The 12,411-nt window shown below is 72.2% G+C and carries 10 protein-coding genes; 7 read left to right on the forward strand and 3 right to left on the reverse strand.

From position 1 onward, the window contains the following. Nucleotides 1–80: 80 nt before the first annotated feature. Nucleotides 81–1,022 carry a helix-turn-helix domain-containing protein gene (locus tag IO30_RS0105555; protein WP_031139853.1) on the forward strand — a complete coding sequence of 314 codons (942 nt, stop codon included), beginning with the start codon at nucleotides 81–83 and terminating at the stop codon, nucleotides 1,020–1,022. 25 nt (nucleotides 1,023–1,047) lie between these two features. Here the strand turns inward: IO30_RS0105555 and IO30_RS0105560 are convergent, their stop codons facing one another. Then, nucleotides 1,048–2,232 carry an erythromycin esterase family protein gene (locus IO30_RS0105560; protein ID WP_031139855.1) on the reverse strand — a complete coding sequence of 395 codons (1,185 nt, stop codon included), beginning with the start codon at nucleotides 2,230–2,232 and terminating at the stop codon, nucleotides 1,048–1,050. Nucleotides 2,233–2,309: 77 nt separating this feature from the next. Between IO30_RS0105560 and IO30_RS0105565 the strand changes: the two genes are divergently transcribed. Together IO30_RS0105565 and IO30_RS0105570 are read left to right on the forward strand one after the other, a co-directional pair. Continuing rightward, the gene (locus IO30_RS0105565) at nucleotides 2,310–3,074 is read left to right on the forward strand and encodes a MerR family transcriptional regulator (RefSeq protein WP_037893031.1); all 765 of its coding nucleotides are present in this window, start codon (nucleotides 2,310–2,312) and stop codon (nucleotides 3,072–3,074) included. Nucleotides 3,075–3,254: 180 nt separating this feature from the next. Next, the gene (locus IO30_RS0105570) at nucleotides 3,255–4,526 is read left to right on the forward strand and encodes an MFS transporter (protein ID WP_237403346.1); all 1,272 of its coding nucleotides are present in this window, start codon (nucleotides 3,255–3,257) and stop codon (nucleotides 4,524–4,526) included. 10 nt (nucleotides 4,527–4,536) lie between these two features. Here the strand turns inward: IO30_RS0105570 and IO30_RS0105575 are convergent, their stop codons facing one another. Beyond that, nucleotides 4,537–5,589: a serine hydrolase domain-containing protein gene (locus tag IO30_RS0105575; protein ID WP_157853111.1), complete on the reverse strand. Its 1,053-nt coding sequence runs from the start codon at nucleotides 5,587–5,589 to the stop codon at nucleotides 4,537–4,539. 171 nt (nucleotides 5,590–5,760) lie between these two features. Between IO30_RS0105575 and thpR the strand changes: the two genes are divergently transcribed. Beyond that, nucleotides 5,761–6,345 (forward strand): RNA 2',3'-cyclic phosphodiesterase, encoded by a 585-nt coding sequence (thpR, locus tag IO30_RS0105580; RefSeq protein ID WP_051858966.1) that lies wholly within the window; start codon nucleotides 5,761–5,763, stop codon nucleotides 6,343–6,345. Nucleotides 6,346–6,369: 24 nt separating this feature from the next. On the opposite strand, the gene IO30_RS0105585 is transcribed toward thpR, so the two are convergent. Continuing rightward, on the reverse strand, nucleotides 6,370–7,281 hold the full coding sequence (locus IO30_RS0105585) for an AraC family transcriptional regulator (protein WP_031139865.1): 912 nt from the start codon (nucleotides 7,279–7,281) through the stop codon (nucleotides 6,370–6,372). A gap of 178 nt (nucleotides 7,282–7,459) precedes the next feature. Here IO30_RS0105585 and IO30_RS0105590 point away from each other — a divergent pair, with 178 nt between their 5' ends. The 3 genes from IO30_RS0105590 (at nucleotide 7,460) to IO30_RS0105600 (ending at nucleotide 12,381) form a co-directional block, all read left to right on the forward strand. Further along, on the forward strand, nucleotides 7,460–8,218 hold the full coding sequence (locus IO30_RS0105590) for an SDR family NAD(P)-dependent oxidoreductase (protein ID WP_031139867.1): 759 nt from the start codon (nucleotides 7,460–7,462) through the stop codon (nucleotides 8,216–8,218). Nucleotides 8,219–8,505: 287 nt separating this feature from the next. Beyond that, the gene (locus IO30_RS0105595) at nucleotides 8,506–10,899 is read left to right on the forward strand and encodes an excinuclease ABC subunit UvrA (protein WP_031139869.1); all 2,394 of its coding nucleotides are present in this window, start codon (nucleotides 8,506–8,508) and stop codon (nucleotides 10,897–10,899) included. A gap of 150 nt (nucleotides 10,900–11,049) precedes the next feature. Beyond that, nucleotides 11,050–12,381 carry a serine hydrolase domain-containing protein gene (locus IO30_RS0105600; RefSeq protein WP_078903766.1) on the forward strand — a complete coding sequence of 444 codons (1,332 nt, stop codon included), beginning with the start codon at nucleotides 11,050–11,052 and terminating at the stop codon, nucleotides 12,379–12,381. The last annotated feature ends 30 nt before the right edge of the window (nucleotides 12,382–12,411 follow it).

The following is a 12,411-nucleotide window of genomic DNA, read 5'->3' on the forward strand; positions in this document are numbered from 1 at the left end:
ACGATCATCTGCGGCCATCCTGGCAGCGGCGGGCGCCCCGCATCAGTGTCCGGAACGACAGGGTGCGTACAATTTCGGACATGGCAACCGTCGCGCTGGCCGTCACCGACGGCATGCTGCACTTCGAACTGTCCTTGGCCTACGAGGTCTTCGGCGCCGACCTGTCCGGCGTGGCCGGTCCCTGGTACGAGCTCACCGTCTGCGCGCCGGGTGCCGTGCAGGTCGGCCGGTTCCGGCTGGAGCCCGACAGCGGGCTCGACCGGCTCCCGTACGCGGACACCGTGATCGTCCCCGGGTGGGCCGATGTGGACGTCGACCCGCCGACGGATCTGGTCGACGCGGTGCGGGCGGCCCACGAGGCGGGTGCCCGGGTGGCTTCCCTGTGCACGGGCGCGTTCGTCCTGGCCGCCGCCGGTCTGCTGGACGGCCGGCGCGCGACCACGCACTGGGCGCACACCCGGGCCCTGGCCGAACGCCATCCGCGGGTGGAGGTCGATCCCGACGTGCTCTACGTGGACAACGGCAGCGTGCTCACCTCCGCGGGCAAGGCGGCCGCGATGGACCTGTGCCTGCACCTGGTGCGCCTCGACCACGGCTCGGCGGTCGCCAACACCCTGGCGCGCCGCCTGGTGGTGCCGCCGCACCGGGCGGGCGGCCAGGCGCAGTTCGTGACCGCGCCGGTGCCCGCACAGGACGACCATCCGCTCGCCGAACTGCTCCCCTGGGCGGTCGAACGGCTGGACCGGCCGCTGACCGTGGAGGACCTGGCCCGCCGGGCGAACATGAGCTCCCGCAACCTGGGCCGCCACTTCAGGTCGACGACCGGCACCACCCCGCTGCAGTGGCTGCTGACCCAGCGCATCCGGCGCGCCCAGGAACTGCTGGAGACCACGGGCGACAGCGTGGACGCCATCGCGCAGGCCACGGGGATGGGCACGGCCACGTCGCTGCGCCGGCACTTCAACCGGACGGTGGGCGTACCCCCGGACACCTACCGCCGCACCTTCCGCAGCACCAGGTAGCGGCCCGGCCCGTCCCCGCGGTGGCTCAGATGGCCTTGACGAAGACGAGGGCGTCGGCCTGGTCGGTGGTCTCCGGGTCGAGGGCGAAGTAGGTGTGGTCGGCCGGGACCCGGGGGTCCGGCTTGCGGTCGAGGGCCGCGGCGAGGCGGCCGGGGTCGACGACGGCGCGGGCGTGCGGAAGCTCCGAAAGGAGGCCTTCCAGGGTGTCGGGGTGGGGCACGTCGGGGCCTCGGGTGCCGAAGGTGGTCGCGGCGAAGGCGTAGGCGTCGCCCAGGCGGCTGCCGATGAGGGCCCCCGCGCTCCACCACTGCAGCGGCAGGTCGGCGAACTGCATGCGGCTCTTGTCGCGTTGCAGGTGACGGTTGTGGGCGAAGGCGAGGGTGGGGCCGCGGCGGGCCTCGCGGCGCACGACGGCATCGAGGTTGTCGGCCATCATCGCGTCGCGCAGCGACATGAGCGCGTTGACGCGGTGGGGCCCGTCATCGGCCGTGCCCGCGTGGTAGCGCAGCAGTCCGGTGGCGGTGCGGGCGTACAGCTCGGCGCGCCAGAACGCGTCGGGTGAGGTCACGGCCGTCAGGTCGGGGGCGTGCGCGGCGAGCAGCACGCCCAGGTCGTCGGCGATCAGGCGCAGTTGCCCGGCCTCGGGGGTGCGGCCGACGGATGCGGTGGGATCCATGAGGACGGCCGGGTCCGTCCAGCGCTCGTCGGGGCCGAGCAGCTCGTCGAGGTCCTCCCGTCTCCACGTCAGGTCGACGTGGCCGGCGAGGTAGTCGTGCAGGGCGGTCAGGGCCGGGCGCGGGGCGGCGGGGCCGGTGATCTCCAGGGGGCCGTCGCAGCCGTAGAAGCGGAGCCGCTCGTGCGGGGGGTGCTGTTCGTTGTGGGCACGCATCCAGCGCAGCAGTTCGCGGTTGGCGGCCGAGGCCTCGAAGCCGTGGCTGAAGCCGTGGTCCATCGCGTCGTCGAGGGTCCCGGTGCCGCCGGCCACGTACGCGTCGGCGGTCAGGGCCGCCAGGCAGTCGCTCTCGATGGCGATCGAGCGGTAGCCCTCGTGGGCGACGAGGTGGCGGAAGAGCTCGTTGCGCAGTTCGGTGAAGGCTTCGACCCCGTGGGTCGGCTCGCCGAGGCCGAGCAGGCGGGTGGCGGGAGACAGGAGCGCGGTGAGGGCGCTGCCGGTGAAGGGACGGGCGGCGTCCCGGATCGTTGCCGTCATGGCTTCCACCGTATCGTTGAAGGTCCGGTGTAAGGTTCGGCCCGCTTTTTGGGGCTACAGAGGGGAAAAGCTTCAAAATGCGGTTGCGGCCCATCGACCTGGCGCGCGAGCACGGCCTGTCCACGCAGGCGGTGCGCAACTACGAAGAGGCGGGGATCCTGCCACCGGCCGAGCGCTCACCGAGCGGCTACCGCGTCTACGCTCCGCGCCATGCGGCGGCGTTGCGGACGTTCCTCGCACTGGTCCCCGCCCACGGCCACGCGACGGCGGGGGCGATCATGCGGGCCGTGAACGGCGGGGCGTCCGAGGAGGCCCTGCAACTGATCGACGGGAGCCACGCGCAGCTGGCCGTCGACCGGCGCACGCTGCAGGACGTGGAGGCGGCGCTGCGCGACCTGGCACCGGAGCCGCCGGCGGAGCCCGGGCCGGAGCGCGAGCACGGGCCCGGGCATGACGCCGAGGCGGGGGTGACGTTCATCGGGCCGCTGGCGCACAGGATCGGCATCCGGCCCGCGACGCTGCGCACCTGGGAGCGAGCCGGGCTGATCGTGCCACGGCGCGATCGGCGCACCGGCTACCGCGTCTACACCTCCGCCGATGTGCGCGACGTACTGCTGGCCCACCAACTGCGGCGCGGCGGGCACGGGCTGGAGCAGATCGCGCGGGTGCTGGAGCGCGTCCGGGTGGCGGGCGGCCCGGAACCGCTGCAGGCGACGCTGCGGGAGTGGCGCGAGCGGCTGACGGCGCAGGGCCTGGCGATGCTGGCGGGCGCGGCCGCGCTCGACTCCTACCTGCGCACACGGTGGGGCGGGGTACGGGCCGACGCCGTCAAAGTATCTTGACGTCAAGATTAACCTCGGGCAAGCTACCGCAGGTATCTCGACATCGAGATACCTTCACGGGGGATGCGGAGGCCTGGGATGGGGCGGCGCGGTACGGGGACCGGGGCGGAAGACGGGCGGGCCCGACCCGGTCTGGTGGCACAACTGCGGCGCCCGCCCGGAGGCCGCGACGCACGGATCATGCTGCTCGCCCAGTTCCTGGACCGGACCGGTACGGGAGTGTGGGCCGCCTCCTCGGTCCTGTTCTTCACCTTCGTGATCCGGCTGGACGCCCGGCAACTGGGCCTCCTGCTGGGCGCGGCGGCCGCGGCCGGCATCGTCGGCTCCCCGCTGGCGGGCCACCTGGCCTCGCGGTTTCCCGTACGCACCCTGCTGATCGGCTGTCACCTGCTGCGGCTCGGCGCGCTGTGCGCCCTGCTCGTGGTCACCGACTTCGGCGTACTGCTGCCCGTGGTCGCGCTCACGTACCTGGGCGACCGGGCGGCCAAGACGCTGGAGATGCTCTTCGCCACCCGTGCGGCGGGCGACCGGCGCGCCACCTACCAGGCTCTCTCCCGCAGTACCGCGAACGCCGGTTACGCCCTCGGCGCGGGCATCGCCGCAGCCGGTCTCGCACTGGGCACGGACGGCGCCTACCGCGCCCTGATCCTGGCCAACGCGGTGTCCTTCCTGGTGGCCGCTGCGCTGGTCCGGCGCACGCGCGAGCCGAGCGGCTTCGGACGTGTGGCGATGCGCTCCGGTGACGCCGCGCCGGTGGGCAAGGGCGGCGCACCGAGCCCGTGGCGCGACCGCGGGTACCTGCGGTTCGTGGCGCTGGACATCGCGATGAACCTCGACGACACGATCCTCAATGTCGGCCTGCCGCTGTGGCTGGTGGAACACACCGACGCACCCCATGCCCTCATCCCGGCCTTCCTCGTGACCAACACCGTGCTCGTCGTCGCACTCCAGCTCCGCGTGTCGGCGAAGGTGGAGGAGCCGCGGCAGGCGGCCCGGGCCGTCGGCCTGTACGGGCTGACCATGCTCGTGTGCTGCACGGTCCTGGCCGCGAGCACGGGCGCCGGGGCCTGGACCGCGTCCATCGCCCTGCTCGCCGCGTCGGTCCTGGTCACCGGGGCGGAACTGCTGCGTTCGGTGAGCTCCTGGGAGCTGGCGGTCTCGCTCGCGCCGCCGGGGTCGAGGGCTGCGTACCTGGGAGTGGCGGGCATCTCCTCGTCCGTGCAGAAGGCCGCGGGGCCCCTGCTGCTGACGGGTGCGGTGATGACGGCCGGGCCCGCGGGCTGGATCGTCCTCGGGGCGGCGATCGCCGGGCTGTCGATGACACAACGGCGCGGCAGCCTGGAGAGATGGGACGCGATGACCGCTCCGGCCGGACCCGCCGCACCGGCCGGGGCCGACCCGGCGGGCGCCGGCCCGGCCCGGCCCGGACGCCCTGACGCCCTGACGCCCTGACGCCGAAGGGTCAGCCCGCTGCTGCCGCGGACTCCGTCTGGAGCGTGCGCAACAGGTCGAAGGCGGGCCCGTCCACCGCGTGCCGGGTGTTGCCGAGGGCGATGACGGCGAGCCGCTTCTCCGGGTCGAAGCCCACGAAGGAGGAGAAGCCCCCGGTTCCCCCGTTGTGCCATATCTGCAGATGGGCGCCCTGCCGGGGGTGCAACCGGTGGCCCATCCAGCCAAGGTGCACCCAGGCGAAGCCACTGGTGGGGTGCTCGACCGTGCGGGTCAGCCGGATCGCCTCGGCGAGCTCCGGCGGACCGCCGTCCAACTGGGCACGCACGAAGGCCACCAGATCCGTCGCGGTCGAGCGCAGGCCGCCCGCTCCGGCCAGGTCCGCGAGGTGCCACGGCTGGGCGGGGCGCCCGCGGCTGACATGGCCCTGGGCGCTGTCGCCCGAGCGGGGCCGGTCCGGCGTCACACCGGTGTCGTCCATGCCCAAGGGGGCGCAGACCTCACGGGTGACGAGGGTTTCGTAGTCCGTTCCGGCCCGGCGGGCGAGGGCCAGGCCCAGGAGTCCGGCGCCGAGGTTGGAGTAGCGGAAGCGCTGCCCGGGGGCGGCGCCCAGACGGGTCCTGGCCAGCCCGTCCAGGAGCACCTCGGCGGTGCAGCCGGCGTACGGGTCCGGGGTGGAAGGGCGGAGCCAGGCGCGCAGCAGCATGCCCTTGGGCAGCCGCGGCAGGCCGGAGGTGTGGGTGGCGAGGTGCCGCAGGGTGATCCGGCTGTCCCCCCGGGTGGGTACGACCGTCCCCTGCGGCAGCAGTGCGCCGAGCGGCTCGTCCAGGTCCACCGTGCCGGACACGGCCAGGCGCGCCAGGGCCAGCGCCGTGAACGTCTTGGTCACCGAACCGATCTCGAACAGGGTGTCGGCGCCGGGTACGGCGCCCTGGTCACCGCCGGTGCTGCCGGCGCCCCTGATCTCCACGGAGTCCCCCGAGACGGCGGCCACCACCACACCCACCTGACGCTCCGCCAGTCGGTCTGCGGTCTGCTGGACGAGGGGAGCGAGTTCTTGAACCATGTCCGAAAGCATGGCGCTCGCCGGACGGTTGCCGAGTGCGCCCTGATGATGATTTCCGGCGGGCGGAACTGCGACCTGAGCAGGAGCGACGGTACGCCGTGGAGGGGGGCGGGGACGGCCGAAGGCGGCCGGATATGACTGGACCGGCCCGGACCCTGTACGAAGTCTTCTGTGAACGTACACATTCAGACCTCCACCGTTCGGGTGTTCATCGCCCTCGCGCCGCCCGACGAGGCGAAGGAGGAGCTGGCCCGGGAGCTGCGGCCCGCCTACGAGGCGTACCCCGGCATGCGGTGGAACCGCATCGAGGACTGGCACATCACCCTGGCGTTCCTCGGCGAACTCCCCGTCGCGACCGTTCCGCTGCTCCGGCCGCCGCTGGCGGAACTCGCAGCGGCCCGCAGGCCCCTGGAGCTGGCGCTGGGCGGCGGTAGCCACTTCGGCGAGCGCGTGCTGTGGAGCGGGATCGAGGGGGACCTCGAAGGCCTGCACCGGCTGGCGGCGGACGTGCGCACCGTGGTCAAGGAGTGCGGCATCGCCTTCGAGGACCGGCCGCTGCGCCCCCATCTCACGCTCGCCCGCTCCCGCCGCAACGATCCCACCAGCGCGGTGGAGGCCGCCGCCGGCCTCGCCGCGTTCACCGGCCGCCCGTGGCAGACCGACCGTCTCCACCTGGTCGGCAGCAACTTCGGCCGCGGACCGGGCCCGATCCACTACCGCGACATCGAGGCCTGGAAGTTCGCCGGTACGGGCTGACGCAGGCCCAGCCGGGAGCGGAGGTCACGGCAGGGAGGCCGCCCCGCTGTCCGCCGCGCCGTGCAAGCGGGCTGCGTCCTGGCCCGGAGGGGCTCCGAAGAGGCGGCGGTATTCGCGGCTGAACTGCGACGGGCTGTCGTAGCCCACGCTGTGGCCGACGTAGGCGACGTCCTTGGGATGTGCGGCCAGCAGCAGCCGGGCCTCCTGCAGGCGGATCTGCTTCTGGAACTGGATCGGGCTCATCGCCGTGACGGCCTGGAAGTTCCGGTAGAAGGCCGAGGGGCTCATCCCGATCAGCTGCGCCAGGTCCTCCACCCGGAAGGCCGTCGCGTGGTGGTCCCGGATCCACCGCACCGCGCGGGCGATGTGCGAGAGGTTGCTGTCGGCGAGTCCGAACTGGCGCACTGCGGCGCCCTGTTCGCCGGTGATCAGCCGCCACAGGATCTCCCGTTTGACGAGCGGTGCGAGCACCGGGGCGTCGCGGGGGTGGTCGAGCAGGCGGAGCAGGCGCACCACCGCGTCGAGCAGCTCCGGTGGCGCCTCGCTCACCTCCAGCCCGAGCGGGGTTCCTGCCCCGCCACCGCTCCTCGGTACGGCCCCGGGAGGGGCCTGCAGGAGCAGCTCGGCGACGGCGGACGAGCGCAGGGTCAGGCCGAAGCCCAGCGCGGGCCGGCTCCGGCTCGCCTCGGTGAAGTGTCCGGTCACGGGCAGGTCGACCGAGGCGACGAGGTACTGGCCGGCCCGGTACTCGTGGACGCGCTCGCCCAGGGCGAGACGTTTGGTGCCCTGGGCGATGAGCGCCATGACCGTTCCCGTCGTCGAGGCCGACGGCGGGGGCGGCTCCTCGACCCGCGAGATCAGTACGTCCTCGACGGCGGTGGCCGTGTCCGGCCGGGCGTGCCGGGCCAGCAGGGTGCGGAGCTCATCCATGGACATGCCCCGATGGAACCACCGGGACGGCGGACGGGTCCACCAGCAGATCCCTGGGAAGAGAGCATCGTGCAAGAGCGCGAGAGGATCGTTCTTCTTTCTGCGCAAGTCAGAGTGCTTCCATGAAGAGGTCGGATTCCCGGTGCGGGAGATGTCCGCACCACTTACATGCAGGAGGCACATCATGAAGGTCGCCATCGTCACGGGTGGTAGCTCCGGCATCGGACAGGGCACGGCGATCCAGCTCGCGAAGCGCGGTGTGGGCGTGCTCCTCACCTACAGCAGCAACCGGCAGGGCGCCCTGGACACGGTCGCGGCGATCGAGGAGGAGGGCGGCACGGCCGTCGCGCTGTCCCTGGACGTCGGCCGCAGCGACAGCTTCCCGGCGTTCCGCACCGCCGTGGCGCGGGCGCTGCGCGACACCTGGCAGCGGGACACCTTCGACCACCTCGTCAACAACGCCGGCTTCGCGCAGATGTCGATGTTCGAGGACACGACCGAGGAGCTCTTCGACGCGCTCTCGCGGGTCCTCCTGAAAGGACCGTACTTCCTGACGCAGACGCTGCTCCCGCTGCTGGCGGACGGCGGGGCGATCGTCAACACCAGCAGCAATTCCGCGCGGGCCTCCGGCATGGAGGCGGGCTATTCGGCCTACGCGACGATGAAGGGCGGCCTGGACGTCCTGACCGTCTACATGGCCAAGGAGTTCAGCGGGCGCGGGATCCGGGTGAACGGCGTCGCCCCCGGCTCCACCCGTACCCGGCTGGCCGACAACGCCTTCGAGCGGTTCCCCGAGGTGATCCCGGCGCTCGCGGCGAAGACCGCGCTGGGCCGGGTGGGCGAGCCCGAGGACATCGGCATGGTCATCGCCTCGCTGCTCTCCGAGGAGTCGCGCTGGATCACCGGACAGAACATCGAGGTGTCGGGAGGCTACGGCCTCTAGGTCGTCTCTTTTGGATCTTGCCGGTCAGGTCCGCGTGGTCCGGTGCCGTGCCCGGCAAGATCCGAAAGAGACGGCCCAGGCCGCTGCGGGCTCCGGGCCGGTCAGGGCGTGGGGGCGGGGGTCCGGACCGTGACGGAGGCCGATCGGTCAGGTTTCGAGAAGCGGCGGCCCGCGGGGCCCGCCTAGCGTGAGAGCCATGGACCTCACCCTGCACGCGAGCATGGGTACCTTGGCCCTTGCGCCCCGGCCCGCGCGGAGACGGCCCCCGCCAGAGAGTTGGAGACACGATGAGCAAGGCCAAGAAGACGGACACGCAGCCGCCTGCGCTGGACGCCACCGGCAGCCACGGCCTGATCCGCGTGCACGGTGCACGTGAGAACAACCTCAAGGACGTCAGCATCGAGATCCCCAAGCACCGGCTCACGGTGTTCACGGGTGTCTCCGGCTCGGGCAAGAGCTCCCTGGTGTTCGACACGATCGCCGCGGAGTCGCAGCGGCTGATCAACGAGACCTACAGCACTTTCGTCCAGGGCTTCATGCCGACGCAGGCGCGGCCCGAGGTCGACGTCCTCGAAGGGCTGACGACCGCGATCATCGTCGACCAGCAGCGCATCGGCGCCGACCCCCGCTCCACGGTCGGCACCGCCACGGACGCCAACGCCATGCTGCGCATCCTCTTCAGCCGCCTCGGGCAGCCGCACATCGGCTCGCCGATGGCCTTCTCCTTCAACGTCGCCTCGGTCCGGGCCAGCGGCGCGGTCACCGTGGAACGCGGCGCGGCCACCAGGACCGTCAAGCAGACCTTCAGCCGCACCGGCGGGATGTGCACGCGCTGCGAGGGCCGCGGGAGCGTCTCCGACATCGACCTCACCCAGCTCTACGACGACACCAAGTCGATCGCCGAGGGTGCCTTCACCATCCCCGGCTGGAAGTCGGACAGCTGGTGGACCGTGCGGACGTACGCCGAGTCGGGGTTCCTCGACCCGGAGAAGCCGATCCGCAAGTTCACCAAGAAGGAGATGCAGGACTTCCTCTACCGGGAGCCGACCAAGGTGAAGGTCGAGGGCGTCAACCTCACCTACGAGGGCCTGATCCCGAAGATCCAGAAGTCGTTCCTGTCCAAGGACCGGGAGGCGATGCAGCCGCACATCCGGGCGTTCGTGGACCGGGCGGTCACCTTCACCACCTGTCCCGAGTGCGACGGCTCCCGGCTGAGCGAGGTGGCGCGGTCCTCCCTGATCGACGGGACCAACATCGCCGAGGCCTGCGCGATGCAGATCAGCGACCTCGCCGAGTGGGTCCGCGGCCTCGACGACCCCTCGGTGGCGCCGCTGCTCACCACCTTGCGCCAGACCCTGGACTCGTTCGTGGAGATCGGTCTCGGCTACCTCTCGCTGGACCGGCCGTCGGGCACGCTGTCGGGCGGCGAGGCCCAGCGCGTGAAGATGATCCGCCACCTCGGTTCCGCGCTCACCGACGTCACCTACGTCTTCGACGAGCCGACGATCGGTCTGCACCCCCATGACATCCAGCGGATGAACGACCTGTTGCTGCGGCTGCGGGACAAGGGCAACACGGTGCTCGTCGTGGAGCACAAGCCGGAGACGATCGCGATCGCCGACCACGTCGTCGACCTCGGCCCCGGCGCCGGCGCGGACGGGGGCACCGTCTGCTTCGAGGGCACTGTCGAGGGGCTGCGGGCCGGCGGCACCGTCACCGGGCGCCACCTCGGTGACCGGGTCGCCCTCAAGGAGTCGGTGCGCAAGCCCACGGGCACGCTGGAGATCCGCGGCGCGTCGGCGCACAACCTGCGCGACGTCGACGTCGACATCCCGCTCGGGGTGCTCGCGGTCGTCACCGGGGTGGCGGGCTCCGGCAAGAGCTCGCTCGTCCACGGGTCGATCCCCGCGGACGCGGACGTGGTGTCGGTCGACCAGGGGGCGATCCGCGGCTCGCGGCGGAGCAACCCGGCCACGTACACCGGGCTCCTCGAGCCGATCCGCAAGGCGTTCGCGAAGGCCAACGACGTGAAGCCGGCGCTGTTCAGCGCCAACTCCGAGGGTGCGTGCCCCCACTGCAACGGCGCGGGCGTCATCTACACCGACCTGGCGATCATGGCCGGGGTCGCGACCACCTGTGAGGAGTGCGAGGGGAAGCGGTACCAGGCCTCGGTGCTGGAGTACCACCTCGGCGGCCGGGACATCAGCGAGGTGCTCGCGATGCCGGTGACCGAGGCGGAGGAGTTCTTCGGCGCCGGGGAGGCGCACATCCCGGCCGCCCACAAGATCCTCGTCCGGCTCGCCGACGTCGGGCTCGGCTACCTCAGCCTCGGGCAGCCGCTCACGACCCTGTCCGGCGGCGAGCGGCAGCGGCTCAAGCTGGCCACCCACATGGGCGACAAGGGCGGCATCTACGTGCTCGACGAGCCGACCACCGGGCTCCACCTCGCCGACGTGGAGCAGTTGCTGGGCCTGCTGGACCGGCTCGTGGACTCCGGCAAGTCGGTCATCGTCGTCGAGCACCACCAGGCGGTCATGGCGCACGCCGACTGGATCATCGACCTCGGTCCCGGAGCCGGCCACGACGGCGGCCTGATCGTATTCGAGGGGACGCCCGCCGACCTGGTGGCCGACCGTTCGACCCTCACCGGCGAACACCTCGCGGCCTACACCGGCGCCTGACGGGACGCGGGCGCGGGCGCGGGTACAGCAGTGCGGGGCGGCCGGTTCCGGGGCACCGCCGCCCGCCCCCGTACAGACGTACCAAAATGGTAAAATGCTACGGATTGTTCTGTTTTCCGGCCGCCTGACCACGAGGGCTGTGATGCCGGCATGAGGAATCCCCGGAGTGCCGCCCGTCGCGGGGCGCCCCCCGCCGCCCGTCGCCGCACAGCCGTCCTGGCCTCCTGTGCGGCCCTGCTGATCGTGGGCTGCGCCCTGCCGCCCGGGGCGAGCGCCGCGGCGCTCCACGAAGGGCCGGACACCCCCTCGCCCACCGCCGGGGTCTCCCCCACGCCGTCGGCGCTGAAGCCCATCGATCCCGCCGCCTTCCGGTCCACCGTGGAACGGGCCGCGAAGGAGCTCATGGTGCCCGGCGCGGTGGTCCTGCTGCGCACCCCGCAGGGCACCTTCCGGGCGCTCGTCGGCACGACCGAGCTGGGCACCACCAAGGCGCCCACCACGGCCGACCGCTTCCGGATCGCCTCCAACACCAAGACGATGACCGCGGCGCTGATCGTCCGCCTCGCCCAGGACGGCAGACTCCGCTTCGACGACCCCGTCTCCGCCTACGTGGCCGGGGTGCCGAACGGCGACCGCATCACCGTCGGCCAGCTGCTGAAGATGCGCAGCGGGCTCTACAACTACACCGACGCCCCCGAACTCTCGGCGAGCCTGGACGCCGAACCGGCCAGGGCCCGGACCCCGCAGGAGATGCTGGACATCGCCTTCCGGCGCCCGCCGAACTTCGCACCGGACACCGCGTACGAGTACAGCAACACCAACTACGTCCTGCTCGGCCTGGTCGCCGAGAAGGCGGGCGGCCGCCCCCTGGCCGAGCAGCTCCGGGACCGGCTGTACGCCCCGCTCGGGCTGGAGGGGACCCTCCTGCCCGCGGCCGACGACACCGCCCTCCCCACCCCCTACGCACACGGCTACATGTACGGCGGGACGGCCTACGCCCTGATCGACCAGCCCTACCCCGCCGACCTGCAGGCCGCGGCCCGCTCCGGGCAGCTCAAGCCCCTGGACTACACCCACCAGAACCCTTCCTACGCCTACGCCGCCGGAGCCGCCGTCTCCACCGCCGACGACCTCGCCACCTGGATCCGGTCCCTGGTGACGGGCAAGGTCCTGGACCCCGCGTTCCAGCGGCAGTGGCTCGCCAGCCCGCAGGCCGAGAACCCCAAAGCTCCCGACGGGCAGAAGTACGGTTACGGGATCGCCTACCAGCGCCTCACCCCGGATGCCTCGCTGTACTACCACGGCGGCGAACTCCCCGGCTTCAACTCCTTCATCGGCCACGACCCGGACAACGACGTCACCCTCGTGATCTGGACGAACCTGACCCTGTCGCCCGGCGGCCGAACCACCGCCCAGGCCCTGCTGCCCACCGTCCTCAACCAGATCTACGCCGGACTCGACCTCCCCACCGGCACCGAATAGGCCGTAGGGCCCTGCACTCGGGGTCTTCGG

The organism is Streptomyces xanthophaeus (assembly GCF_000725805.1).
Classification (GTDB): domain Bacteria; phylum Actinomycetota; class Actinomycetes; order Streptomycetales; family Streptomycetaceae; genus Streptomyces; species Streptomyces xanthophaeus.

Coding starts and splice junctions, on each gene's coding strand:
- IO30_RS0105555 (WP_031139853.1), top strand. CDS start 81: ATGGCAACCGTCGCGCTGGCCGTCACCGACGGCATGCTGCACTTCGAA.
- IO30_RS0105560 (WP_031139855.1), bottom strand. CDS start 2,232: ATGACGGCAACGATCCGGGACGCCGCCCGTCCCTTCACCGGCAGCGCC.
- IO30_RS0105565 (WP_037893031.1), top strand. CDS start 2,310: ATGCGGTTGCGGCCCATCGACCTGGCGCGCGAGCACGGCCTGTCCACG.
- IO30_RS0105570 (WP_237403346.1), top strand. CDS start 3,255: ATGCTGCTCGCCCAGTTCCTGGACCGGACCGGTACGGGAGTGTGGGCC.
- IO30_RS0105575 (WP_157853111.1), bottom strand. CDS start 5,589: ATGGTTCAAGAACTCGCTCCCCTCGTCCAGCAGACCGCAGACCGACTG.
- IO30_RS0105585 (WP_031139865.1), bottom strand. CDS start 7,281: ATGTCCATGGATGAGCTCCGCACCCTGCTGGCCCGGCACGCCCGGCCG.
- IO30_RS0105590 (WP_031139867.1), top strand. CDS start 7,460: ATGAAGGTCGCCATCGTCACGGGTGGTAGCTCCGGCATCGGACAGGGC.
- IO30_RS0105595 (WP_031139869.1), top strand. CDS start 8,506: ATGAGCAAGGCCAAGAAGACGGACACGCAGCCGCCTGCGCTGGACGCC.
- IO30_RS0105600 (WP_078903766.1), top strand. CDS start 11,050: ATGAGGAATCCCCGGAGTGCCGCCCGTCGCGGGGCGCCCCCCGCCGCC.